General features: G+C 28.4%; 26 protein-coding genes. 12 read left to right on the top strand and 14 right to left on the bottom strand.

Annotated features, from left to right (window positions below; translation table 11 throughout):
* The gene (locus AMN73_RS02590; RefSeq protein WP_075534726.1) at positions 1-294 is read left to right on the top strand and encodes an HU family DNA-binding protein; all 294 of its coding nucleotides are present in this window, start codon (positions 1-3) and stop codon (positions 292-294) included.
* Positions 281-967: an orotidine-5'-phosphate decarboxylase gene (pyrF, locus tag AMN73_RS02585; protein ID WP_082254577.1), complete on the top strand. Its 687-nt coding sequence runs from the start codon at positions 281-283 to the stop codon at positions 965-967. The genes AMN73_RS02590 and pyrF overlap by 14 nt, the downstream gene beginning before the upstream one ends.
* A gap of 2 nt (positions 968-969) precedes the next feature.
* On the opposite strand, the gene AMN73_RS02580 is transcribed toward pyrF, so the two are convergent.
* Together AMN73_RS02580 and AMN73_RS02575 are read right to left on the bottom strand one after the other, a co-directional pair.
* Positions 970-1,596 carry a DNA-3-methyladenine glycosylase family protein gene (locus tag AMN73_RS02580; RefSeq protein WP_075534724.1) on the bottom strand — a complete coding sequence of 209 codons (627 nt, stop codon included), beginning with the start codon at positions 1,594-1,596 and terminating at the stop codon, positions 970-972.
* A complete protein-coding gene (locus AMN73_RS02575) occupies positions 1,589-2,470 on the bottom strand; it encodes a DMT family transporter (protein WP_075534723.1) in 882 nt (293 codons plus the stop codon). Before AMN73_RS02575 ends, AMN73_RS02580 begins: the two co-directional genes overlap by 8 nt.
* 33 nt (positions 2,471-2,503) lie before the next feature.
* Here AMN73_RS02575 and msrA point away from each other — a divergent pair, with 33 nt between their 5' ends.
* The 4 genes from msrA to AMN73_RS02555 are packed head-to-tail and all read left to right on the top strand — an operon-like array spanning position 2,504 to position 7,730.
* Positions 2,504-2,947: a peptide-methionine (S)-S-oxide reductase MsrA gene (gene msrA, locus AMN73_RS02570; RefSeq protein ID WP_075534722.1), complete on the top strand. Its 444-nt coding sequence runs from the start codon at positions 2,504-2,506 to the stop codon at positions 2,945-2,947.
* Positions 2,948-3,772 (top strand): sulfurtransferase, encoded by an 825-nt coding sequence (locus tag AMN73_RS02565; protein WP_075534721.1) that lies wholly within the window; start codon positions 2,948-2,950, stop codon positions 3,770-3,772. It abuts the gene before it with no gap.
* Positions 3,769-4,635: an efflux RND transporter periplasmic adaptor subunit gene (locus AMN73_RS02560; protein WP_075534720.1), complete on the top strand. Its 867-nt coding sequence runs from the start codon at positions 3,769-3,771 to the stop codon at positions 4,633-4,635. The genes AMN73_RS02565 and AMN73_RS02560 overlap by 4 nt, the downstream gene beginning before the upstream one ends.
* A gap of 2 nt (positions 4,636-4,637) precedes the next feature.
* The gene (locus tag AMN73_RS02555; protein ID WP_075534719.1) at positions 4,638-7,730 is read left to right on the top strand and encodes an efflux RND transporter permease subunit; all 3,093 of its coding nucleotides are present in this window, start codon (positions 4,638-4,640) and stop codon (positions 7,728-7,730) included.
* On the opposite strand, the gene AMN73_RS02550 is transcribed toward AMN73_RS02555, so the two are convergent.
* A complete protein-coding gene (locus AMN73_RS02550; RefSeq protein ID WP_075534718.1) occupies positions 7,727-8,326 on the bottom strand; it encodes a transglycosylase SLT domain-containing protein in 600 nt (199 codons plus the stop codon). The two genes, AMN73_RS02555 and AMN73_RS02550, sit on opposite strands and share 4 nt — an antisense overlap.
* Positions 8,313-8,816 carry a thermonuclease family protein gene (locus tag AMN73_RS02545; protein ID WP_082254576.1) on the bottom strand — a complete coding sequence of 168 codons (504 nt, stop codon included), beginning with the start codon at positions 8,814-8,816 and terminating at the stop codon, positions 8,313-8,315. The genes AMN73_RS02550 and AMN73_RS02545 overlap by 14 nt, the downstream gene beginning before the upstream one ends.
* A gap of 396 nt (positions 8,817-9,212) precedes the next feature.
* On the opposite strand from AMN73_RS02545, the gene AMN73_RS02535 reads away from it, so the two are divergent.
* On the top strand, positions 9,213-9,929 hold the full coding sequence (locus AMN73_RS02535; RefSeq protein WP_075534715.1) for a 2,3-bisphosphoglycerate-dependent phosphoglycerate mutase: 717 nt from the start codon (positions 9,213-9,215) through the stop codon (positions 9,927-9,929).
* On the opposite strand, the gene AMN73_RS02530 is transcribed toward AMN73_RS02535, so the two are convergent.
* From AMN73_RS02530 to polA, 7 genes are read right to left on the bottom strand one after another with little or no spacing between them, the layout of a single operon-like run.
* Positions 9,915-10,607, bottom strand: a complete 693-nt coding sequence (locus AMN73_RS02530; protein WP_075534714.1) for a sugar phosphate nucleotidyltransferase — start codon at positions 10,605-10,607, stop codon at positions 9,915-9,917. The genes AMN73_RS02535 and AMN73_RS02530 overlap by 15 nt on opposite strands.
* Positions 10,597-11,562, bottom strand: coding sequence for a phosphotransferase (locus AMN73_RS02525; protein WP_075534713.1), 966 nt, complete (start codon positions 11,560-11,562; stop codon positions 10,597-10,599). Before AMN73_RS02525 ends, AMN73_RS02530 begins: the two co-directional genes overlap by 11 nt.
* Entirely contained in the window at positions 11,543-12,028 is a 486-nt protein-coding gene (tsaE, locus tag AMN73_RS02520; RefSeq protein WP_075534712.1) for a tRNA (adenosine(37)-N6)-threonylcarbamoyltransferase complex ATPase subunit type 1 TsaE, read from the bottom strand. The genes AMN73_RS02525 and tsaE overlap by 20 nt, the downstream gene beginning before the upstream one ends.
* On the bottom strand, positions 12,012-13,298 hold the full coding sequence (gene ahcY, locus AMN73_RS02515; RefSeq protein ID WP_075534711.1) for an adenosylhomocysteinase: 1,287 nt from the start codon (positions 13,296-13,298) through the stop codon (positions 12,012-12,014). Before ahcY ends, tsaE begins: the two co-directional genes overlap by 17 nt.
* Positions 13,299-13,343: 45 nt before the next feature.
* Positions 13,344-14,879, bottom strand: a complete 1,536-nt coding sequence (locus AMN73_RS02510; protein ID WP_075534710.1) for a sensor histidine kinase — start codon at positions 14,877-14,879, stop codon at positions 13,344-13,346.
* Between the two features lie 2 nt (positions 14,880-14,881).
* Positions 14,882-15,583, bottom strand: coding sequence for a response regulator transcription factor (locus AMN73_RS02505; protein WP_075534709.1), 702 nt, complete (start codon positions 15,581-15,583; stop codon positions 14,882-14,884).
* A gap of 49 nt (positions 15,584-15,632) precedes the next feature.
* Positions 15,633-18,404 carry a DNA polymerase I gene (gene polA, locus AMN73_RS02500; protein WP_075534708.1) on the bottom strand — a complete coding sequence of 924 codons (2,772 nt, stop codon included), beginning with the start codon at positions 18,402-18,404 and terminating at the stop codon, positions 15,633-15,635.
* Positions 18,405-18,451: 47 nt separating this feature from the next.
* On the opposite strand from polA, the gene AMN73_RS02495 reads away from it, so the two are divergent.
* Both AMN73_RS02495 and AMN73_RS02490 read left to right on the top strand, forming a co-directional pair.
* A complete protein-coding gene (locus tag AMN73_RS02495) occupies positions 18,452-19,381 on the top strand; it encodes an ABC transporter ATP-binding protein (protein ID WP_075534707.1) in 930 nt (309 codons plus the stop codon).
* 30 nt (positions 19,382-19,411) lie between these two features.
* The gene (locus AMN73_RS02490; RefSeq protein ID WP_075534706.1) at positions 19,412-19,963 is read left to right on the top strand and encodes a biotin transporter BioY; all 552 of its coding nucleotides are present in this window, start codon (positions 19,412-19,414) and stop codon (positions 19,961-19,963) included.
* Here the strand turns inward: AMN73_RS02490 and AMN73_RS02485 are convergent.
* Positions 19,956-20,510, bottom strand: a complete 555-nt coding sequence (locus AMN73_RS02485) for an ActR/PrrA/RegA family redox response regulator transcription factor (RefSeq protein ID WP_075534872.1) — start codon at positions 20,508-20,510, stop codon at positions 19,956-19,958. The two genes, AMN73_RS02490 and AMN73_RS02485, sit on opposite strands and share 8 nt — an antisense overlap.
* 175 nt (positions 20,511-20,685) lie before the next feature.
* On the opposite strand from AMN73_RS02485, the gene AMN73_RS02480 reads away from it, so the two are divergent.
* From AMN73_RS02480 to speB, 3 genes are read left to right on the top strand one after another with little or no spacing between them, the layout of a single operon-like run.
* A complete protein-coding gene (locus AMN73_RS02480; protein WP_075534871.1) occupies positions 20,686-21,864 on the top strand; it encodes a type III PLP-dependent enzyme in 1,179 nt (392 codons plus the stop codon).
* Positions 21,865-22,908 (top strand): 1,9-bis(guanidino)-5-aza-nonane synthase, encoded by a 1,044-nt coding sequence (locus AMN73_RS02475; protein WP_075534705.1) that lies wholly within the window; start codon positions 21,865-21,867, stop codon positions 22,906-22,908.
* A gap of 4 nt (positions 22,909-22,912) precedes the next feature.
* A complete protein-coding gene (gene speB, locus AMN73_RS02470; RefSeq protein WP_075534870.1) occupies positions 22,913-23,788 on the top strand; it encodes an agmatinase in 876 nt (291 codons plus the stop codon).
* Positions 23,789-23,796: 8 nt separating this feature from the next.
* Here the strand turns inward: speB and AMN73_RS02465 are convergent, their stop codons facing one another.
* Together AMN73_RS02465 and rpmB are read right to left on the bottom strand one after the other, a co-directional pair.
* A complete protein-coding gene (locus AMN73_RS02465; protein ID WP_075534704.1) occupies positions 23,797-24,345 on the bottom strand; it encodes a queuosine precursor transporter in 549 nt (182 codons plus the stop codon).
* Positions 24,346-24,348: 3 nt separating this feature from the next.
* On the bottom strand, positions 24,349-24,630 hold the full coding sequence (gene rpmB / locus AMN73_RS02460) for a 50S ribosomal protein L28 (protein WP_075534703.1): 282 nt from the start codon (positions 24,628-24,630) through the stop codon (positions 24,349-24,351).
* Positions 24,631-24,644: the final 14 nt, after the last annotated feature.

The raw sequence follows: 24,644 nt of genomic DNA, 5'->3' as shown, positions 1-24,644 counted from the left end.
TTGGCAATAGTTAAATCTAGGCTCCTTCAAAAAATTTACAAAAAATATCCTAATTTCTATAAAAAAGATCTCGAAAAATTCTTTAATATTATTTTAGAGGAAATAAAATATTCTTTAAAAAAAGGTGAAAGAGTTGAATTAAGAGGTTTTGGTACGTGGTCGACACATATACAAAAAGCTAGAATTTCTCGTAACCCAAAAACTGGTGAAAAAGTTGATACTCCTGAGAAAAAGACTATTCATTTTAAATTTGGTAAAGAGTTATTTGATAAAATAAATAATGAAAAAAAATAAAAAAAAATTATTTATTGCATGCGATACAAGCAAAATTTCAAAAGTAAAAAAAATTTTAAAATATACAAAAAACAAACAAATAAAAATCGGTTACAAATTTGGCTTAGAATTTCTTAATTCAAAAGGTGGAAGAAATTTTATAAAAGGATTGAAAAACAAGATCATTTTTTTAGATACTAAATTAAATGATATTCCAAATACAATGAGGTCAGCTATTATGGCTTTAAAAGATTTAAAACCTAATTACTTAACAGTGCACATAAGCTCCGGCTTCGAAGCGCTTAAAGCTGTAAAAAGTGTTTCAAAAAAAATTAAAATAGTTGGTGTTACAACTCTTACTTCCCTTGATAATAAGAATTTAAGGGAAATCGGATATAATAAATCTGTAAAAGATTTAGTAAAACACCAAGCGAGATTAGCAAATAAAGCAAAACTTGATGCATTAGTATGCAGCGCTCATGAAATAAAATTTGTAAAAAAATTTTTTAAAAAAGAGATAATTACGCCAGGTATTAGTTTAAATAAAATTAAAAATGATCAAAAGAGGATTACCACACCAAGTGAAGCTTATTATAAATATAAAAGCGACTGGCTAGTTATAGGAAGATCTATTACAAAAGGAAATATTAAGAAAAATTTAGACGAACTAATGTTTCAAATTAAAAAAAAATAGTTTCAATATTGTATTGGTTCATCGTCGATTGATCTCCATAAATACCAAGTTGCAACTGAACAATATGGTGAAAATTTTTTTTGAAGTTTAAATATAAAGTTTTTTGGGGGTAAGTATTTTTTTTTATAATTATTCGATATTGCTCTTAGTAATCCTATGTCTTGAATTGGCCAAATATTTTGTCTGTTGAAAGTAAAAAGTAAAATCATCTCTGCAGACCATCTTCCTATTTGCCTTAGACTAGAAAGATAAACTATTGCATCTTCATCATTCATTTTGTTTATTAATTTTGGATTAAATTCTTTATTTAAAAACTTTTTTGATAATTCTTTTATGCCTTTAACCTTTTGCTTACTTAAGCCACATTTTTTTAATTGACTAAAAGTTTTATCATTAACTATATGAGGTTTAATTTTTCCTCTACAAACTTTTTTAAACTTAGAAAAAACTGAGTCTGCAGCAGCTACACTAATTTGCTGACCAATTATACTTTTGCACAAAGAAAAAAATATGTCTCCTCTTGTAGTAAGTATTTTATCATCGTATTTTTTTATAAGTTTTTTCATCACAACGTCTTTAGAAGACAGATACTTTACTGCAACATTCCAATAGCGAGGTTTTTTAGTCATGTCTTGATGGTGTGGGTTCTTTTTTTAGAGCAATTTCTCGTCTAAAAATTATTATTGAGGACGAAATAACTAAAATTGCACCAATTAAAGTTTTTCCAGAAGGAACTTCTCCCCAAATCAAATACCCAAATACAATTGCAAAAACCAAAGCTAAATATTTTAAAGGTGTAACTAAGGAAACTTCAGAAAATTTGTATGACTGGCTTAACCACAAATTCGCAACACCGCCAAAAAAACCTATCATAGATAAAAGTGTAAGATCATAAAAGCTTGGCATTATCCACCCAAATGGCAAGGTTAGTAAGCCAGCAATAGTTATTGCCGCAGAGAAAAATAGAGAAATTAACCATACGGGTTCTGTTGATGATAACTGCCTAATACTTATTGCAACATAAGACATTCCTAAAACAAAAATAACTGGGAAAATATAATACACATTAAGTGAACTTAAGCCGGGTTCTGATATAATTAAGATCCCTATAAAACCTATAAATACAGCTAACCATCTAAAGTAACCTACTCTTTCACTTAAAAAAAAAATTGAAAAAATTGTTGTGAATATTGGAGCTGCAAATGAAATGCTTACGACAGTTGCTAAAGGTAAATTTCTCAATGCGGTAAATATTGAAAGTAAAGCAGCTAAGCCAAAAAAACATCTTGAAAAATGCAATAATGGTCTTTTGGTAAAATAAAAGTCTCTAATTCTTTCTTTAGGAATAACAAAATAATAAAGCACTATTCCAAAGAAACCTCTGAAGAATATTACTTGACCTAATGGATAATCATCTGACCACTTTACTATTAAATCCATTATAGAAAAGGCACAGACTGACAAAAACATGTACAAAAAGCCTAATTGATTTTTAGACAACATAAGTTAACTTTAGATAAATAAATTTAATAATCAATGGAAATAGCAGTTTTAGCTTGTGGGTGTTTTTGGGGTCCAGAAATTAAGTTCAGTAAACTTGAAGGTATTTACAGAACAGAGGTTGGATATTGTGGAGGAAACAGTTCAAAAACTTCATACGAAGAAGTTTGTACAGGTAACACAAATCATGCAGAGGTGGTTAAATTAGAATTTGATCCAAATAAAATTTCGTACGAAAAAATATTAGAATTTTTTTTTCAGATACATGATCCAACAACACTAAATTCTCAAGGACCAGATTTTGGAACCCAATATCGAAGTGAAATATTTTATTTAAATGACAATCAAAAAAATATTGCAGAAAAAACCACAAAAAAAATTAATGAGAAACTTTCGGGAAAAGTAGTAACTAAAATATCCTTATTGAAAAATTATTGCATAGCTGAAGAATATCATCAAAAATATTTAGATAAAAATTAAATGAGTTTAGTTTCTACTGAATGGCTTCAGAAAAATTTAAGTAATGTTAAGATAATCGATAGCTCTTGGCATTTACCAAATACTAAAAGAAATGGCTATAAAGAGTATTTAAAAAATCATATAAAAAATTCTTTGTTTTTTGATATAGATGTGTGTTCCAAAAAGAATACTGACCTACCACATATGTTAGTGGATATAAACGAGTGGGAAAAAATTGTTTCTGATATGGGTATAGAAAATAGTGATGAAATAGTTATTTATGATAATTCTGATTTATTAAGTTCATGTAGATGTTGGTATAATTTTTTATACTTTGGGCACAATCCTATGTCTGTTAAAATTTTAAATGGTGGCTTTAAAAAATGGATGAATGAAGGAAGGGAAGTAACAACCAATATTGAGAGAGTAAACAAAACTAACTACCAAGCAAAAGAAAGGAAAATACTAGTAAAAAATAAAAAACAGATCGATGAAAATATTCTAACAGGTGAATTTAAGCTTGTAGATGCAAGAAGTCTGAATAGATTTAAAGGTATAGAAAAGGAACCCAGGGAAGGTTTAAGATCTGGATCAATTCCAAATTCATTTTGTTTGCCTTTTGGCAATTGTATAAATAAGGAAACAAATGAATTTATAGACATTTTAAAATTAGAGGAAAAATTTAAAGAAATACTTAAAGATATTAAAGACACCAATATAGTATTTACTTGCGGGTCTGGAGTAACAGCCTCTGTTCTAGCTTTTGCATTATCTTTGATAAATAATAAATATTCACCAATAATTTATGATGGATCTTGGAGTGAATATGGTAAATATCGTTCATGAAATTATCAAAAAAAATAACAATATTAATTTCTATAATATTTATAGTTATCTTTGGAATAATTATAGCAAGATATTTTGTAGGTAAACATTTTGAAAAAAAATTTTCTCAAAGGCCTCCTCCAGGTGTAATTATAGAAGTTGTTGATAACTCTCAATTTTTTGAAAAGATTGAAACTTTTGGGACTGCTGTAGCACTTAAAACGAAAAACTATAGGGTAAAAAAAGAAGAGATTAAAAATCAAAATATAAAATTTGGTAAACTTATTAAAGAAGGTGAGACAATATTTGTAATAAATGATGAAAAGGTAAAAGCACCATTTAAAGGAGTTTTAGGTAAAAGAGAAATCGCACAAGGAGTTTTGGGAACAGACTCATTTATACTTACTTTGGATGATATCTCATCAATTATGTTGGATATTAAAGTACCTGAAAGTTATTTATCTATTTTAAAAACAGGCTTGGAAGTTAATATAAAATCAGATTCATATAAAAAAAAATTTAATGGAGTAATAGAATCTGTAAGCTCAAGAGTCGATCCAAATACAAGATCCGTTCTTTGTAATATTAAGGTTAAAAATCCAAAACTTGAATTAATTCCAGGTATGCTTTTAAATGCAGAAATAATTTATAATAAAGTTGATGCAATTGGAGTTTCAGAGTCCTCAATACTAGTTCAGGGAAAATCTAATTTTGTATACAAAGTTTTAGAAGATAACTCAGTTGAGAAAATTGAGGTAAGTGTAGGAAAAAGAAGTTACGGAAAAATCATGGTTTTAGAAGGATTAGATATCAATGATAAGATTATCAAAGAGGGTATTTCTAAAGTAAGAAATAAAATGAAAGTTAAAATTGTTAACCAATAATAATGTATCTTACAGATTTATCAATTAAACGACCAGTAGTTGCAACTGTAATGAGTTTAATACTTGTTATTTTTGGACTTGTAGTTTTTAACGAGATACCCACAGATGAGCTTCCAGATGTAGAAAGACCAATTGTTACAATACAAACCAATTACCAAGGTGCATCGGCAGAAATAGTTGATACTCAAATAACTCAAAAAATTGAAGATAGAGTTGGAGGCACACCAGGACTAATAAATATTGAGTCAATGAGTGAGGATGGATCATCAAGAATTGAGATGACCTTCAAGTCAGATTTAGATTTAGACAATGTTGCAAATGATGTGAGAAGTTTTGTTGCAAGAGTGGTTGATGAACTTCCCGAGGAGGCAAGTGCGCCAGAGGTCTATAAACAATCTGCTGGATTTAGAACAACTATGTGGATGAGTTTTAGTTCAGATTTTATGTCTGATATGGAGTTAACCGATTATGCTGATAGGTACTTAACTGATTACTTTGCAACTGTAGAGGGCGTTGGAAGAGTAAGACTTGGAGGAGAAAGAGAAATATCTTTAAGAATATGGTTAGACCCAATAGCATTAGCTGCAAGAGATTTAACGACACAGGAAGTTGAACAAACTTTAAGATCTGAAAATTTGGAGTTTCCATCTGGAAGAATAGAATCAAAAGATATAGATTTAACCATTAAATTAGAGAATGCATACGATAAAATTGAAACCTACAAAAATTTACCACTAAAAAAATCTTTTGACGGATCAATTACGAAATTATCAGACGTTGCAAGAGTCGAATTTGGTCCTGTCTCTACAAGAACTGTTTTTAAAGGTAACGGTAAACAAGTAGTTGGAATTGGTATTTATCAACAATCAGATGCCAATACCATTAAAGTTGCAAATAGATTAAAAAAGAAAATAAAAGAAATCCAACCAACACTACCCGATGGAACATCATTAGAAGTATCTTTTGATAGAAGTAACTATATATCAACAGCTATTTATGAAGTTTACAAAACCCTTGTGATAGCATTAATTTTAGTGACCATAATTATATATTTATTTCTAGGTAATATTAGAGCTTTAGTAGTACCAATTATTGCTTTACCAGTTTCATTAATATCTACTTTCTTAGCAATTTACTTTTTTGATTTTTCTATAAACTTATTTACTCTTATGGCATTAGTTCTTGCTATTGGAATAGTTGTAGATGATGCAATTGTTATGCTTGAAAATATTGTTAGACGAGTTGAAAAAGGAGAAACATCGCTTGTTGCGGCATACAAAGGTTCAAAACAGGTGTCATTTGCGATTATAGCAACAACATTAGTTTTAGTTGCAGTATTTATTCCACTTATTTTTATTAAAGGTTTAAGTGGTACTTTATACACACAAACAGCTGTGACTTTATCTTTTGCAGTCATTATATCTAGTTTCGTAGCTCTGTCTCTAAGTCCTATGATAGCAAGTAAAGTTTTGGTTAAAAAAAATATAAAATCAAAAGTTTCTCAAAAATTTGAGGTAAGTTTAAATAAATTTAGAGATTTTTATAAAAGAACATTATTGTTTTGGCTAAAAAGAAAAAAAGAAATAATAATTTTTCTAATAATCATATTAGCTTTAACTACTTCTGTATTTTTATATGCTCCAAAGGAACTAATGCCAAAGGAAGATAGAGGGGCATTTTTTGTTATTATTAAAGCTCCTGAAAGTTCCGGTTTTGAATATACATCAAGTAAGTCTGAGGAAATCGAGGGTTTTTTATTACCTGAGGTGGGAAAAGGGGAATATAGAAGATTACTTTTAAGAGTGCCCGGATTTGGAAAAAGTTCCACACAAGTTAATTCAGGATTTATAATTGTTTTGTTAGAACATTGGGATGATAGGAAAAGAGATGGTCAAAGAATAATGATGGAATCTTTTAGAAAAATTTCAAAAGTTCCGGGTGTATTAGCTTTTCCAGTTATGCCACAAGGTATTAGAACAGGAGGGGTGCAAAAACCTGTGCAATTTGTTTTGTTGGGTAATACTTATGAGGATTTAATAAAATGGAAAGAAGTTATAAAAAATGAAGCTAGAAAAAATAAAAATTTAATTAATGTTGAAGATGACTTTAATCAAACTAAAGCAATTTTAAATGTAAAAATTGACCAAGAAAAAACTTCAGATTTAGGAGTTTCTACTTTGGAAATCGGCAGGTCAATAGAAACTATGTTTGGTTCAAGAAATGTAACCAAATTTACTAAGGATGGCCGTGAATATGATATAATATTACAAGGTGATATAAAAAATAGGAAAGAACCATCTAACCTAGCAAAGGTTTATGTAAGATCAAAAAATACTGGTAAGCTTGTTTCAATATCTAATTTAGTATCTCTTGAAGAGGAAGGTATAGCCCCAATATTATCAAGATATAATAGACAAAAAGCAATAACCATATCAGCTAACATTGTTGGAGACTATTCACTATCTGATGCACTTAATTTTCTCGAAAAAACAACAAATGATAATTTCCCCTCTGCTAGGATTGCTTATAAAGGCGAAAGTGAAGAATTGAGAGAAACCAGTTATCAAATATATTTAATATTTGCTTTAGCTCTATTGACTGCATACTTGGTGATGGCTGCTCAATTTGAAAGCTTCAAACATCCATTTACAATTATGTTAACAGTACCACTTGCAATTTTTGGTGGAATATTAGGCCTTCTAGTCGTTGGCAGTTCAATCAATATCTTTAGTCAAATTGCACTAATAATTCTTATTGGACTTGCTACTAAAAACGGAATTTTAATTGTTGAATTTGCTAATCAGCTTAGGGATGAAGGAAAAGATATTGAAAAATCTATTATTGAGTCTGCAAATATAAGATTAAGACCAATTTTAATGACATCAATATCTACTATAATAGGTGTATTACCTTTAGTCTTTAGTAGTGGACCAGGTGAAGCAAGCAGATTAACGGTAGGTATTACAATTTTATTTGGTATGATTTTTTCAACTTTCTTTACTCTATATGTTATTCCAACAATTTATTTGGCAATTGGTAAAAACACTAAAAGTATTAATCACATTGAAAAAGAACTTAAAAAACAATTAGATTAAAATATAATATATTTTTTTTTATTTAATCTTTTTTCACATTTGCTCAATTGAATTTTATATCTATCTGAATGCGCTTTTACTTTTTTTGCTAAATTAATTACTTTTTTATTTTGCTTATAATTTTTATAATTTCCCCAACCCTCATGATAAGCAATATATTGTTTAAAAGAATCTTTCATTGAGATTTTAAGTAATTTAGAGGATTTTGAAGTATACCATCCTATAAAATCAACGCTATCCTTATACCTGGTTCTTAAAGCTAATGGGTTATTTGTCTCTTTTTTGTATTGTTTCCATGTACCTTTTACAGCTTGAGAGTAACCAAAAGAACTTGATGGTCTCTTAAAAGGAATTACTTTAAAAATTTTTTGTCTTTTAGGTTTTGCTAACCAATCAAAATCGGACTCCATTTTTATTATTGCAAGTTGTATATATATTGGGGTTCCCCACTTTTTTTCTGTTTTTTTTGAATATTTATACCAAAGGTATCTTTCAGAAAAAATTGAACAACCACTTTGAGTATTTTTAGGAATCGATGAGCAAGATGTTAACAAAAAAGAAATAAATACTAAAAAAATTATTTTACTTTTTAACATTTTTTCTCCAGTCCCAAGGCATATCAAATGTACCTTTCCATAGCCCAAGTTCCTCCCTCTTGGCCTCTCTTTCAGCACTCAGATATTTTTTTGAATATTTTTTATAAGCCACTGCATAGCCCAACCTAACCATCCTAGAGTTAATATTAATTTTATTTTTATAACAAGTTCCTAAAATTCTATTATATCTATCGATTCCCTCAACTTTACATTTAATGTTATAATCTTTAGTATAACCTTGTAGTTTTTTTTTTGAAATTTCTCCGCACTTATAGTTTTTATTAAATGAAAAAATAAATATACTTAAGAAAGTTCTTTGACATAATTGTTTCATTTCAGGAGCATCTATTCCATGTAGTCGGATTTTCTTATTATCAATTTTTAAAGTGTCACCATCAACTACTACTGCGGTTCCTTTAATTATTTCACTATTTGCAGGAATTACGAAAAATAAAAAAAATACAATTTTAATTAATAGATTTTTTTGCATAGAGATAAACAAATAAAAAAAGATATATAACTATTACACCCAAAAGATTTCCATTTAAATCAGAAAATTGGAAAGATCTGTTTGGAATAAAAATATGTAAAAACTCTAAAATTATTGAGGATGAAAATAAATAAATAGAGATTTTTTTTAAATTGTCTTTATAAAATAAAAACAATCCAAAAAATGAAATAAACGCAAATGCAAATGTATGATTTGAGGAAAAATCAAAGATACTAAAACTAAAATCGTTTGTTAATTGAGGTTGTTTATTAAAATCTCCATAAATTATTTTGCCCAGTATACTGCCGGGAAAAATATATAAAATGATGAATATTAGATTTACTAAATAAAAAAATAATTTTAACATACTTATTAATTAATATAATAAATAAATTAATGAGTCATTTAATTTTAGTTAGACACGGACAAAGTGAATGGAACCTTCAAAAAAAATTTACAGGTTGGGTGGATGTTGATCTCACACCTGAAGGTAAATTAGAAGCATGTAAAGCTGGCGAAGCTATAAAAAATTTAAATATTAATATTGATAATTTTTATTCCTCTTTTCAAATAAGATCTATTAACACATTAAAGTTAATTCAAAATACATTAAGAGATAAAACGACACCAGAAAGGGCGTGGCAGTTAAATGAGAGACATTATGGAGCGTTAACAGGTTTAAATAAAGATGAAATGAAAAAAAAATTAGGAGAAAAAAAGATTCATGAATTTAGACGGTCGTGGGATTTAAGGCCAGATCCATTAAATAGAAATAGTCCATATCATCCTATCAATATGACAATCTATAAAAGTCTAAAAAAAGAGGATATTCCAGACACTGAGTCCTTGAAAGATACTTTTGATAGAGTAGTTCAATATTATAGAACTAACATCCAAGATAAAATCGATAAAAACAAAAATGTACTAATTTCAGCTCATGGAAATTCTATAAGATCTCTTTGTAAATATCTTTTTAATTTAGATAATAAACAAATTACTAAACTAGAAATACCTACTGGGAATCCCCTCTCAATTCAATTTGATAAAAATAAAAAAATTTCGAGTTGTGAATATTTAGATAGTGATAGATCGCAAGATTTAATTGTTTTTTAATAAACTTTTATAAACTTTAATATCAGTAACATGTATAAATTTATTTTTACTTTCAAAACCAAATAAATTATTTTCTTTGATTAAAGTATTCCAGACATCATTTATTGAAAATTTACTATTTGTAAAATTAGAGAAAATTTTTTTATTCAAAATTTGACACCCTGTATAAATAAATTGTCTTGGATTATCTCTGCTCAATTTATTTATATTTAAATTAAAATCCCCATTTAAATTTTTATCGAAACTTAAATTTTTGTGAACTGTTAATAATATATTTTTGATGTTGTGATTAAAATAAAGTTTCTCCATTTTTTCTATATATTCTAAGTAATTTTCATCCCAAAAAGTATCAGGATTAAAAACTAAAAAATCTTCGTCATTTAGGTTTTTAATCATATTAAAAATTCCACCACCGGTATCTAAAATTTTCTCACCATCATGAATAATGTCTATTTCAAGTTTAAAGTTTTTATTAATAAAAAAATTTTCAATTTTTTTTGGTAAATAAAAGGTGTTTAATTTTACTTTTTTAATATTTAATTTTTCTAAAAGGTTTAAGGTATGTTCAAGTAAAGTTTTATTAAATAAGTCTAATAATGGTTTTGGTTTATCGAGTGTTAAAGGGTTTAGCCTTCTTCCGTAACCAGCACATAATATGATAGCAGTTTTAATTTCCATATTTATTTCTAATTTTTTTCGAAAAATATTTGTGAAGAAAAATCTTAAGATCTTTCAATAAATCGTTATTTTGGCATCTCAAGTCTATTAATCTCCATGTGTAGGGTATTAATTTTAAATATAATTTCTTGTTATCTCTTTTTGCTAATCTGGTAAATATTCCAATTATTTTTAAGTTCCTTAGTACAGACAGAATTTCAAAATCGTTTAAGAAATAATTTTTATTTATATTTTTCTTATTTTTTTTAAAATAGAAATCATAAATTTTTTTTTTAAAATCTTTTGGTGTTTTGTATCTTACATCATCTACTAAAGATACGAGATCATAAGCTTGATTGCCTATGACCGCATCTTGAGTGTCAATAAAAGCTAATTTATTTTTAAAATACATAAGGTTCGACACATGAAAATCTCTGTGCACAAAAGTATCATTTTTGAGTTTCAAATTATTTAAAAGGTTTTTAATTTTTTTAACTAATATTTTGTTTATTTTAGATTTATTTTTTTTTGCATTTTCAGGAACATACCAATCACAAAAGAGTTTTGCCTCATTGAAAAGCATTTTATTATTATAAATAGGTATTTTATAAAACTGGTTTTGAAAATTTTTTATTTTTTTTGTTTTTATCCCTTGCATTTTTATTAATAATTCAATTATTTTCTCAAAAATTGAAAATTTACTTTTTTTTCTTCTGATAACATCAAGCGCTGTCTCCTTTCCTAAATCTTTTACTTCAATAAAATTATTTTTATATTCTTGATATATTAATTTAGGAGCAACAAATTTATTCATGATAAGGATTTTATTTATAGCATCGTAAATTAATAAGTTTTTTCTTTTTTCTTTTTTTGAGAAAATAATAATGCTGCTTTTCGATTTTATTTTTTTTCTATAAAACTCTCTGAAAGAGGCATCTCCTTTTATTTTATGAAGTTTATGATTTATTTTTAACATTAAATATATGAACCTTTTTTTTATTTCTAAATTCTAAAAATCTTTTTTCTGACTTAAAATTGTATTTAAAAAAAAGGTTATAATTATTACCAATTTTTTTTTTAATTTTTTCTGGCCATTCAATAAATGTGAGAAAATTTTGTGAGTTTTCAAACATACCTATATTTTTGATCTCTTGAGAATTTTTTATTCTAAATAAATCATAATGTCTAATTTTTATATCTTTGATCTCATACTCATTTAAAATACTAAAAGTCGGTGATGTGATCTCGCTTAATTTAATTTTTTTTTCTTTTTCTAGAGAATTAATCAAATATCTTACGAATGTAGTTTTACCAGCTCCTATATCTCCATACAAAAAAACTATATCACCATGCTTTAATACTTTTGAGAATTTTTTAGCAATTTTAGCTGTTAGGCTTTCTTTTGATATGTCTATTTTGCTACCACTAGTAGCGATATGCATCTGGTTTATACGGACCCTCTGGTTTAACACTTATATAATCTGCTTGGTCTTTTGATAAAGGAGTTAATTTTGCTCCAACTTTCTCAAGATGTAGCCTTGCAACTTTCTCATCTAAATGTTTAGGTAAAACATATACTTTATTTTCATATTTGTCCGAATTATTCCAAAGTTCAATTTGCGCTGTTACTTGGTTTGTAAAAGAAGCACTCATTACAAAACTTGGGTGACCAGTTGCACATCCTAAGTTAACCAATCTTCCTTCAGCTAATAAAATAATTCTTTTGTTATCTGGAAAAGTAATTTCGTGAACTTGAGGTTTAATTTCATCCCACTTGTAGTTTTTAAGAGCCTCTACTTGTATTTCATTATCAAAATGTCCAATATTACATAATATTGATCTATCTTTCATCGCTCTCATATGATCTGCTGTAACAATATCTTTATTACCTGTAGCAGTAACAACGATATCTGCTTGTCCAATCATCTCATCCATTAAAACAACTTCATAACCTTCCATAGCTGCTTGAAGAGCACAAATAGGATCAGTCTCTGTTACCATAACTCTTGCACCACTTTGTCTTAAAGAAGCTGCGCTTCCTTTTCCAACATCACCAAAACCTGCAACAATTGCGACTTTTCCCGACATCATTACATCAGTTGCTCTTTTAATTCCGTCAACTAAGCTCTCTCTACATCCATACAAATTATCAAATTTAGACTTTGTAACTGAGTCGTTTACATTAATTGCTGGTACTAAAAGTGTTCCTTGTTCTTCCATTTTTTTCAAAGCTAAAACACCAGTTGTAGTTTCCTCGCTTAAGCCTTTTATATCTTTCATTAAATTTTTATAATCTTTGTGCATTAATGCAGTTAAATCACCACCATCATCCAAAATCATATTTGGCTTCCAGTCCTTTTTACCTTCAATTGTTTGTCTTACACACCACCAATATTCTTCCTCCGTTTCACCTTTCCAAGCGAAAACTGGTATTCCAGCTTTTGCAATAGCTGCGGCAGCATGATCTTGTGTAGAAAAGATATTACATGATGACCATCTAACTTCGGCTCCTAGATCAACAAGAGTTTCTATCAAAACAGCTGTCTGGATAGTCATATGTAAGCATCCTAATATTTTTGCACCCTTAAGAGGTTTTTTACCTTTGTATTCTTTTCTCAAAGCCATTAATCCTGGCATTTCTGTTTCTGCTAATGAAATTTCTTTTCTTCCAAATTCTGCTTCGGATATATCTTTAACTTTATAATCGGTCATAAGATGGAATGTTTAACAACATATTATTGATTAATCAACTTTACTTTAAGCATTTGGGAAAATAATCTCAATTTTAGCACCTTTTTTGTTCAAATTATTCCCTGCGATGATTTTCCCTCCATGCAAATCTATTAAATTTTTTACAATATTTAAACCCAAACCAGAATGTTCACCAAATTTTTCAGGTCTGTTACTATAAAATCTTTTAAATATTTTACTTGTATCTTTTTCCTTAAATCCAATTCCCTCATCGATAACATCAAGTGTAATTTTTTTATTTTTATCTTTGCTCAATTTTACAATTATCTCCTTGTTATCCTCGCTAAAAGAAATCGAATTTTCTAAAAGATTGGCTAAAATTTGTTCAATTCTATTTTCAATACCGTATATCTCAAATTTTTTATATTGATTGTTTATCTCTAATGATATTTTAATTCCCCGTTTGGGTAGATAAATACTGTTAAAATCATCAACAACTGAGTTCACTATTTCTTTAAGATCAATTTTATTCATTTGCTCTTTTGTGATTGCTACCTCATCTTTTAACATTTGAGAATAATCTGTGATTAATCTTTCTATTCTTTCAACATCATGACTCAAAATATTCACTAATTTATCTCTTTGGTTTTTATCTTCAGTCTCGGATATAATTTCAGATGCACTTTTAAGAGACGCTAAAGGATTTCTTATTTCATGCACTAAGTCTGTTGAAAAATTTTCTGCAGTATTGACTCTATTTTGAAGTTCTTGGGTCATATCTTCAAGTGAGTTTGTTAATATTCCAAGTTCATCTTTTCTTTTTTTAAGATTTTCAATCTTTGTTTTTTTATCACTCTTACTTTTTATTATTTTAGTATAATCAACTAAGTTTCCTATTGGTTTAAGAAAAAATCTATTCAGAACAATGGAAAATACAAGAATTACGATCGCAACTAAAATTGCAGTTCTTATTATGAAAATTTTTCTCTCATCTATTGCTGATTTAATTTCATTTGAGTTTTCCGATATTAATATGTATCCAACGTTCTCATTATTTAACGAAACGTTTTTAATAGTTGTTAGAACATATCTATCGTAAAATTCCTGGGTCAACGTATAAGGTCTTCCATAATCTCTAGAAGCTGCATAATTATCTACAATTTCTTTAATTGTTAATATTTTTTTACCACCACTATCTTTTTTAACCTCAATTTCGACTTTTTTCTTATTTGTAAGGTCTTCAAATTCTACAACATCTAATCTTTGGGAGAAGGAACGTGGGTCCAAATCTAATGTATCTGTATCAGCAATTAGATTATTCTTAACATCAATAAATATTACTCTATCAAGATTTTGAAATAGAAAACGTGTTGATAGCAGAAATTTTTTAATATCTTTTTCATTAAATTCAATACTTAGTCTTTGTAAATGATCAATTGTATTGTCAATAACTCTAATATGATTTGAAGTTTTTTTCTTTATTAATCCTGGTTGTATGCTCTTTAAATAAACCAAAGTTAAAATCCCGATAATAATAAAAACAATTAGATTAATGAAAAGAAATTTTCTTAGTATAGAAAGGTCCTTTATTAAAGATACCATATTTAACTAACATTCCACCTGTAGCCACTTCCATAGCGAGTTTCTATTGCGGAAAAACTTGTATCAACCTTTTTAAATTTCTTTCTTATCCTTTTGACATGACTATCTATTGTTCTATCTTCAATATCTGTATCCTCTCTATATGCAATATCCATTAACTGTGATCTCTCTTTAATAATTCCAGGTCTTTTTGCAAGTTCTTGCACGATTAAAAATTCTGTTGTTGTAAGTTTGTCAGGCAACTGTTTCCCACCCCACTCACACTCAAGTTGTGATGGGTCAAGTTTAAGCTTTCCATGTGATATAATATTTTTATTTTCCTCAATATTAGTTTGAGTTTTTTTTCGTAGTTGAACTCTTATTCTCTCAATTAGAACTTTAATTGAAAATCCACCTGATTTTTTAACAAAATCATCTGCGCCTAACTTAAGTCCTAACAATTCATCTATCTCATCATCTTTAGATGTCAAAAATATCACTGGCATAGATGTTTTTTTTCTCAATTTTTTTAATAGTTCCTCACCGTCCATTTTTGGCATTTTAATATCAATTATTGCTAAATCTGGTGGTTGCCTCGTTAGTCCAATTAAGGCACTCTCTCCATCTAGGTATGTTTGTACTTTAAATCCTTCTTTTTCTAGAGCTATACTTATACTGGTAAGTATGTTCCTATCATCATCTATTAATGCTATTGTTTGTGTCATTAATACTATTAAAAATACTAAATTGTTCTAATTTGGGCAAGAAATCTAATCAATGAAGTATACCCCAATTTTCACCAGTATTTACATCTACTGTTAAAGGAGTTGAAAATGTGTGTAAATCGCTATCTTTGACACTTGCCATTTCATTAATAATCAATTTTACTAAATTCTTCTCTTCATTTATCGGTATTTCAAAAATTAATTCATCATGAATTTGTAGTAACATTTTGCATTGATTATTTTTTGTTTGCTCAAATTTTTTGTTAAGCCTTATCATTGCCAATCTCATTATTTCTGATGCAGATCCTTGTATAGGGGCATTAATTGCAGCCCTCTCTTGAAAATTTCTGACATTGAAATTTTTGTCATTTATACCTGATATGTGACTTCTTCTTCCAAAGATATTATTAACATACCCACTTTTTCTACAAAATTTTATTGTTTTACTCATATAATCTTTTATCTCTGGAAATCTTAAAAAATAAGAATTTAAAAATTCCTGTGCTTCTTGGTTTGATACCATTATTTGTTTTGCTAAACCATATTGGGATATACCATAAATAATTCCAAAATTAATTGCTTTTGCTTTTCTTCTCATATCAGCATTTACTTTTTTGATATCACAATTGAAAATTTGACTAGCTGTTAGTGAATGGATATCTTGATTATTTTTAAAAGCTTTTTTCAATTCTTTTACATCAGCTAAATCTGCTAATATTCTCATTTCTATTTGGTTATAGTCAGCTGATATTAGTTTTTTTCCTTTTTCCGCAATAAACGATTTTCTTATCTCTTTTCCATCCTCTGTTTTTATTGGTATATTTTGTAAATTGGGATCACTTGATGCTAATCTGCCTGTTGTTGTCGCTGCAAGAAGAAAGGATGTATGAACTCTTTTTGTTTTTGGATTTATATGTTCTTGAAGTGAGTCTGAATAAGTATTTTTTAATTTTGATATTTGTCTCCAATCTAAGACAAGTTTTGGTAACTCATTTCCTTTGAAAGCTAGATCCTCAAGAACAGAAGCACTAGTTGCAAAACTACCTTTTTTTGTTTTCTTTAATGTAGAAATTTTTAATTCATTATATAATATTTCTCCTAATTGTTTTGTGGAGGCAATATTAAATTCTTTTTTAGATATTTTGAAAATTTTTTGTTCTAAATCCTTAATTTTTTTTTCAAATCTTTTGGATAAAATTTTAAGAAATTTATCATCGACTTTAATTCCTGCTATTTCCATACTTGCTAAAATTTTAATCATAGGTTTTTCAAAAATTTCATAAATATTTAATAATTTCTCTTTGTTAAGATTTGTTTTAAGAATTTTATATAATCTGAAAGTAATATCTGCATCTTCTGCGGCATATTCTAAAGCTTTTTTTATATCTACGTCTTTAAAATTAATTTGTTTTTTACCAGTTCCAACAAGATCTTTATAAGAAATTGGTTTATGACCTAAATGAATTTCAGATAATGTATCCATGTTATGACGATTTTTTCCTGCGTCTAAAACATAAGAAATTAACATCGTATCCTCTAGTGAGTTTAGATTTACACCATTGTGGTAAAAAATAATGTAATCAAATTTAATATTTTGTCCGATTTTTTTTATTGATTGATCTTCTAAGATCGGTCTTAATTTATTTATGACTTTTTTCTTATCAATACATTTCCCAGATGTATGAGAAATAGGAATATAGCACGCTTTGCCAATTTTTGTTGATATTGAAATTCCCACTAATTCAGCTTGGTGGGGGTCTAATGATGTAGTCTCTGTATCAATTGCAAACTCACCATTTTCCTCCGCTTCATGAATCCATTCATCTAATTCATCAATTTGGTCGATAAGTTTATAGTTTTTTGTATTAATTTTAACACTTTTTTCAAACGAAGATGTAGTTTCATCTTTTTTAAATTTTGGTTCTCCATATGTTGAAATTGCGCTGCTTAATAACCTGTTAAATTCCATTTCCCTTAAAAAATTAAAAAGCTTATCTTTATCCACTTCTTTTAAAATGAAATTTTCTAATCTTTCTTTTACCGGTACATCTTTTTTAAGAGTAACTAACTTTTTACTTATAAGTGCTTTTTCTTTATTTTCTATAATTGTTTCCCTTCTTTTATTTTGTTTAATCTCAGTTGCTTTTTGTAAAAGATTTTCTAAGTTTCCATATTTGTTAATTAGTTCAGCAGCAGTTTTAACTCCTATACCGGGCACACCAGGTACATTATCGCTACTGTCCCCAGCTAATGATTGAACATCAATTACTTTATCAGAAGTTACACCGAATTTATCTTGCACATCTTCCTCTTTTATAAATTTATTCTTCATTGGGTCATAAATTCGAACACCCTTTTTATAAAGTTGCATCAAGTCTTTATCAGATGAAACAATTGTTACTTTCGCTCCAATTTTTAAAATTTGATCAACATATGTTGCTATTAAATCATCAGCCTCATAGTTAAGCATTTCTATAGATGGTAAATTAAATGCTAAAACTGATTTCCTTATAAAATCAAATTGAGGTATTAAATCATCAGGCGCATCTGACCTATTTGCTTTATAATCTTTATAAATCTCATTTCTAAAATTTTTTCTAGCTGAATCAAATATAACTGCAAAATGTGATGGTCTGTCTAAATTTTCTTTCGACTTTGAATCCTCTAATAATTTAAATAACATGTTGCAAAATCCACTTACTGCGCCTGTTGGCATTCCATCACTTTTTCTTGTTAATGGAGGAAGTGCATAATAAGCTCTGAATATATATCCAGATCCATCAATTAAATAAAAATGATCAGTTTTTTTAATTTTGGTCATTAAAGTTTAGCTTCGTTTATATCTATGTTATAAATTTATAATTTAATATGGAAAAAAAAAACGTTTTATCAGTAAAAAATTTAAGCAAAATATATTCAAAAAACGGCTCTACAACAATTAACGCATTAAATAATTTAAACTTAGAGGTGAAAGAGGGAGAAATTTTTGGTCTTTTGGGTCCAAACGGTGCAGGTAAATCAACTTTTATAAATATTCTTGCAGGAACCGTAATCAAAACTTCAGGAACAGTAAATGTTTGGGGTTTTGATTTAGATAAAAATCCACGGCAAGTTAGAGCGTCAATTGGAATTGTGCCACAAGAGGTTAACTTAGATCCTTTTTTTAGCCCAAGAAAACTTCTTGAATTACTCGCGGGTATGTATGGAATCAAAAAAAAAGATCGTATTACTGATGATATTCTGAAGTTGGTAGCATTGGACAAACAGTCAGATAGCTATGCAAGAAGTCTTTCTGGTGGAATGAAAAGAAGATTGTTAATTGCAAAAGCATTAGTTCATCAGCCACCAATATTATTTTTAGATGAACCAACTGCAGGAGTTGACTTAGAGCTAAGACAAAATCTGTGGGAAAATGTCAAACTTTTAAATGAACAGGGAGTAACAATAATACTGACGACACACTACTTAGCAGAAGCTGAGGAAATGTGTGATAGAATTGGAATTTTGAGTAAAGGAAATTTGGTAGCTTTAGATGGTACAAAAAATTTAATTGATAAAATTAAGACAAAAATAGTTACTTTCACTACAGACAAAAAACTTGATGTAAATAAGATTGATCTAAATAAATTAAAAATTATATCTAATAATAATAATAAAATTACTGTGTCCTACGATAAAAGCCTTATGAAGATTGAGGATATTTTTATATATTTTTCGAATCAAAATATTAAAATATTAGATATCACAACTGACGATGCAGATATTGAAGATGTTTATTTAGGTCTAACAAAAAACTAGATTATTTATTATAAAATAGTAATATAAATTATGGATAGGGTTAAAATTTTAAATAATAATAAAGTCTTAAAAATAGTCTCTATACTAATTTTGGGATCATTACTTTTAACTATTTCAGCAAAAATTAAGATACCTTTTTATCCAGTTCCAATGACAATGCAAACTTTTGTAGTAATATTTTTAGGTCTTGCCTTTGGTTCAAAGTTAGCTACTGCAACTGTAGGACTATATTTAATTGAAGGTTTAATTGGATTACCAGTATTTTCTAATTCTCCCGAAAAAGGTGTTGGACTTGTTTATTTTACTGGCCCTACAATGGGATATTTAATTGGTTTTTTATTTACTGCTTATTTTGCTGGATATCTAAATTTTAAAACTAATTTTTTAATTATTTTTTCAAAGTTAGTTTTTGTAGTTTCGTTTATATATATATTTGGGTTAATTTGGCTTGGAATTTTAATTGGATGGGATAAACCGATTTTGCAATTAGGTGCATATCCATTTTTATATGCTGAGTTATTCAAAATACTAATTTTAACTCTGGTTGCTAAAAAAATTATAAATCTAAAAAACTTTATTTAGGAGATCTTTTAGATAATATCCTTTGTAAAGTCCTTCTATGCATCTTTAACCTTCTAGCGGTTTCAGATACATTTCTGTTACAAAGTTCAAACACTCTGTGAATGTGCTCCCATTTAACTCTGTCAGCTGACATAGGATTTTCGGGAGGCTGAGCTTTAGTTTTAGGATCCGCTAATAGTGCCTTTTCAACATCCTCTGCATCTGCAGGTTTTGCTAGATAATCTATTGCTCCCTCTTTAATTGCTGCAACTGCTGTGGGGATGTTTCCGTACCCAGTTAACATAATAATCCTACTTTCAGGATTTGATGTTTGAATTTCTTTTACAACCTCTAATCCATTTCCATCTCCCAGCCTTAAATCTACCACAGCGAATGCTGGTTTTTTTGATTTTACACTCTCGATACCTGCTTTTACACCTTGAGCTTGTGAAACCGCGAAACCCTTTTTTTCCATTGCTCTAGCCAATCTCTCTCTGAATGGATTGTCATCGTCCACTATTAGCAACGAATTGTCTTTAAAATCAGTTATTTTTTGCATTGTACTCATATGGCAAATATATAGTGCTTCAATCAATTATTTCAATGGTTCAAAGTAGTGGATAAATATATGAAATAATTGCTTTACATTACTCAACTAATCTCATAATCAGACTCTTAAATTACAAATTTGCATATTAGATATGCAAATTTTTTTTGTTAAATTTTTTTTGAGGGGCTATGAAATGGAAAAATTTAAAAATGTTGATAAGCTTGTAAGTCAACTTAAACCATCTAATCCAGTTTACTGCATTAGAGGTGAAACACTAAAAAAAGCTTCAAAATATTTCCAAAAAAACTTTAAAGGCAAAATTCTTTATGCTGTAAAAACAAATCCAAATAAATTTGTTCTCAAAACGCTTTATGAGTCTGGGATTATAAATTTTGACATTGCCTCAATTAAAGAAATTAAAACAATAAAGGAAATAGCTCCTGAAGCTAAGTGCCATTACATGAATACTGTAAAAAGTAGAGAAAGTATAAAAGAAGCTTATTTTAATTATGGTATTAGGTCATTTTCTTTAGATACAAAAGATGAACTAATTAAAATTTTAGACTCAACAAATAAAGCAAAAGATTTGGAGTTGTTTGTAAGAATATCTGTTTCAAATGAGCATGCAGAGATAGATTTATCAAAAAAATTTGGAGCTGTTAATTCTGAAGCAATTGGGTTATTAAGACTTGCAAAACAACATTCAAAAAAAATAGGCTTAAGTTTTCATGTCGGCTCTCAATGTATGCATCCAATTTCATACGTTAAAGGAATTGATGAAATTAATAATATTATAAAAAAGACTAAAATCGAACCTGATTATATAAACGTTGGTGGCGGCTTCCCATCTATCTACCCTGATCTTATACCTCAACCACTTAAAAAATATTTTGATGAAATAGAGAAAAGTCTTTCAAAACTTCAATTACGAAAAAAACCTGAAGTTATTTGTGAACCTGGTAGAGCACTAGTTGCTGAGAGTGGATCAACAATCGTTAAGGTAGTTCTTAGAAAAAAAAATAAACTTTATATTAATGATGGTACCTATGGATCTCTTTTTGACGGCGGAGTTCCAAACTTAGTTTTTCCATCTAGAATGATTTCAAATGGAAGACAAATTTCAAAAAAGCTAACAGCTTTTGATTTTTATGGCCCTACTTGTGATAGCATGGATTATATGAAGGGTCCTTTTGTTTTACCGAACAATATTAAAGAGGGTGATTATATTGAACTTGGTCAATTAGGTGGATATGGATTAACTTTCAGAACACAATTCAATGGTTTTTATTCTGACGAAATTTACGAATTAGAAGACAAACCAATTATGTCAATGTATGAAGGCGGCTCTAAGAGTGAGTTTTTAGTTGCCTAAATGTCTAGCAAAAAAAACTTAGGTCATAACAGCAAAAAAGACTTTCTAAAAAAACCAGTAGAACATATTGACATAACGTCTTTTGACTCAACAAAAATTATCCAATCAATGGAAAAAATGTCTTTTGTATCTAGAGAAACTGCAAATGCAGCGAAAATATTTAATGATATGATCAATGACAAAAACTGCACAATTTTTTTAACTCTTGCTGGATCAACATCTGCCGCAGGATGTATGAACATTTATAAAGATTTGGTAAAATTTAATATGGTAGATGCAATAGTGGCGACAGGAGCATCTATAATTGATATGGATTTTTTTGAAGCTTTAGGATTTAAGCATTATCAAGGATCACAATTTCAAGATGATACTGAGTTAAGAAAAAATTATATAGATAGGATTTATGACACTTATATTGATGAAGATGAGTTGCAAATATGCGATAAAAAAATATGTGAAATTGCAGATAATTTAGAACCTAAAAGCTATACCTCTCGAGAATTCATTCATGAAATGGGTAAATATTTGAAAAAAAACTCAAAAAAAAAAGAATCTCTTATTGAAACAGCATACGACTATAATGTTCCAATTTTTTGCCCAGCTTTTACTGACTCAAGTGCTGGATTTGGTCTGGTTATGCATCAGGAAAAAAATCCTAACAAACATTTAACTATAGACTCTGTTAGGGAATTTAGGGAACTTACAGAAATTAAAATAAGGTCAAAAGGCTCAGGATTATTTATGATTGGTGGTGGAGTACCAAAAAATTTTATTCAAGATACTGTAATTTGTGCTGAACTTTTAGGTAAAGAAGTTGATATGCATAAATATGCTGTTCAAATTACCGTTGCTGACTCACGTGATGGTGCATGCAGTAGCTCAACCTTGAAAGAAGCAAGTTCTTGGGGAAAAGTAGATATTACTAAAGAACAAATGGTTTTCGCTGAAGCAACATCTGTTCTTCCTCTGATTGCAAGCAATGCTTACCATAAAGGAAATTGGAAAAATAGAGACAGAAGAAATTTTGCAAAAATATTTGGATAAAAAATTGGATTATCTATCAAATAAAAATGGGTTCCTCGGTGTTGATAATAAATTCAACTTTTCACCAAAAGTTGTTGTTGTTCCATTTGGTTTAGAAAAGACAGTCAGTTATGGAGGAGGAACAAAAAATGGACCTCGAGAAATTATTAAAGCATCTCATCAAGTTGAGCTTTACGACGAGGAACTTAATTGTGAACCATACAAAAAAATTGGCATAAAAACTCTTAAACCCTTCAAAATAGATAAAAATATTCGGGCAGCCTTAAGAAAAATTTCTAATATTAATTCCCAACTTTTAAAAAAAAAACTTTTTCCTTTAACTTTAGGAGGTGAACACTCTATTACACCTGGTTGTATAGAGCCTTTTACTAAAAATTTTAAAAAACTATGTATTTTACATTTTGATGCTCATGCGGATTTAAGACAAAGCTACAATGGTGAAAAATTTTCTCATGCATCTGCTATTAGAAGGTGTCTAGATTACAAAAATGTTTCTATTATATCTTTTGGAATTAGAAATATATCTGAGTCTGAAGTTAAATATTTAAATAAAAATAAAAGTAGAATAAAAATATTTTGGGCTAAAGATAAAAGTAAGTGGAACTTACAAAATTTTAAAAAACATATTAAAAATAAAAATGTTTATTTGACCTTTGATGTTGATGGATTTGATTCTAGTATTATGCCAGCCACTGGGACGCCTGAGCCTGGGGGATTGTTTTGGGATGAAACACTCAATATTTTAAAAATAGCAGCAAGAAATTCTAATATAGTTGGTGGAGACATAAATGAACTATCTCCAATTAAAGGTTTTAATTCATACAACTTTCTTGTGGCTAAATTAGCCTATAAAATTCTTTCATATAAATTTTTGTTATAGTTATTAAATTAGACTGGTTTAAAAGTCCCTAAAAGTAATCTGAAAGGTATTAACATGACTAAAGTTACAAATAGTTTAATTGCTAAATCTCCTAATGATAGAGTAAACCATGGCACACCAGTTGCATAAAATGATATTGAGAAGAACAAAAAAGTATCAACTGTAGATCCTATTACAGAGGAACTTAATGGTGCTACATACCAACTTTTTTCTCTTAGTTTATCAAATATTTGTACATCTAAAAGTTGAGCTACAATAAAAGCTGTTCCAGAACCTATTGCAATCCTTACTGAAATAAGATCAGAAAAATTTGTTGAAAAGAAAAGAGTAAAAGATATTCCAACCACAAAACCAAAGTAAACAATTTTTCTAGCTATTTGTTTTCCGTATGATCTATTTGCTAAATCTGTAATTAAAAAGGCTATTGGATAAGTAAAGGCCCCGTAGGTAAGAATGTCTTGCAAACCATAATATTTTACTGGAAATTGGACTAGGTAATTAGAAGATAAAACTACTAACCCCATTAAAAAAGATAAGGCTATAAATACTCGACTCATGTCTTATGCAGATTTGCTTAATAGACTTTTTTTTATTTTTTTTAATCTTGGAGATAAATCTCTTAATTTAGCTGATTTTACAAACTGATCGAAACTACCTTTTTTATCTACTGATCTAACTCCAGCATTTGAAACTGTTAGTCTTATATTTTTTTTTAAAATATCACTTTTAAATCTTACTTTTTTTAAATTTGGAAGGAATCTTCTTTTTGTTTTATTATTAGCGTGGCTTACTTTGTGACCCTTGAGAGGTATTTTTCCAGTTAATTCACATTTTTTAGACATAAAAATATGATTGT

It is taken from the genome of Candidatus Pelagibacter communis, assembly GCF_001179965.1.
Classification (GTDB): Bacteria; Pseudomonadota; Alphaproteobacteria; order Pelagibacterales; family Pelagibacteraceae; genus Pelagibacter.
Note: the sequence above shows the minus strand (reverse complement) of the source record. Positions and strands in the feature narration are given on the sequence as shown.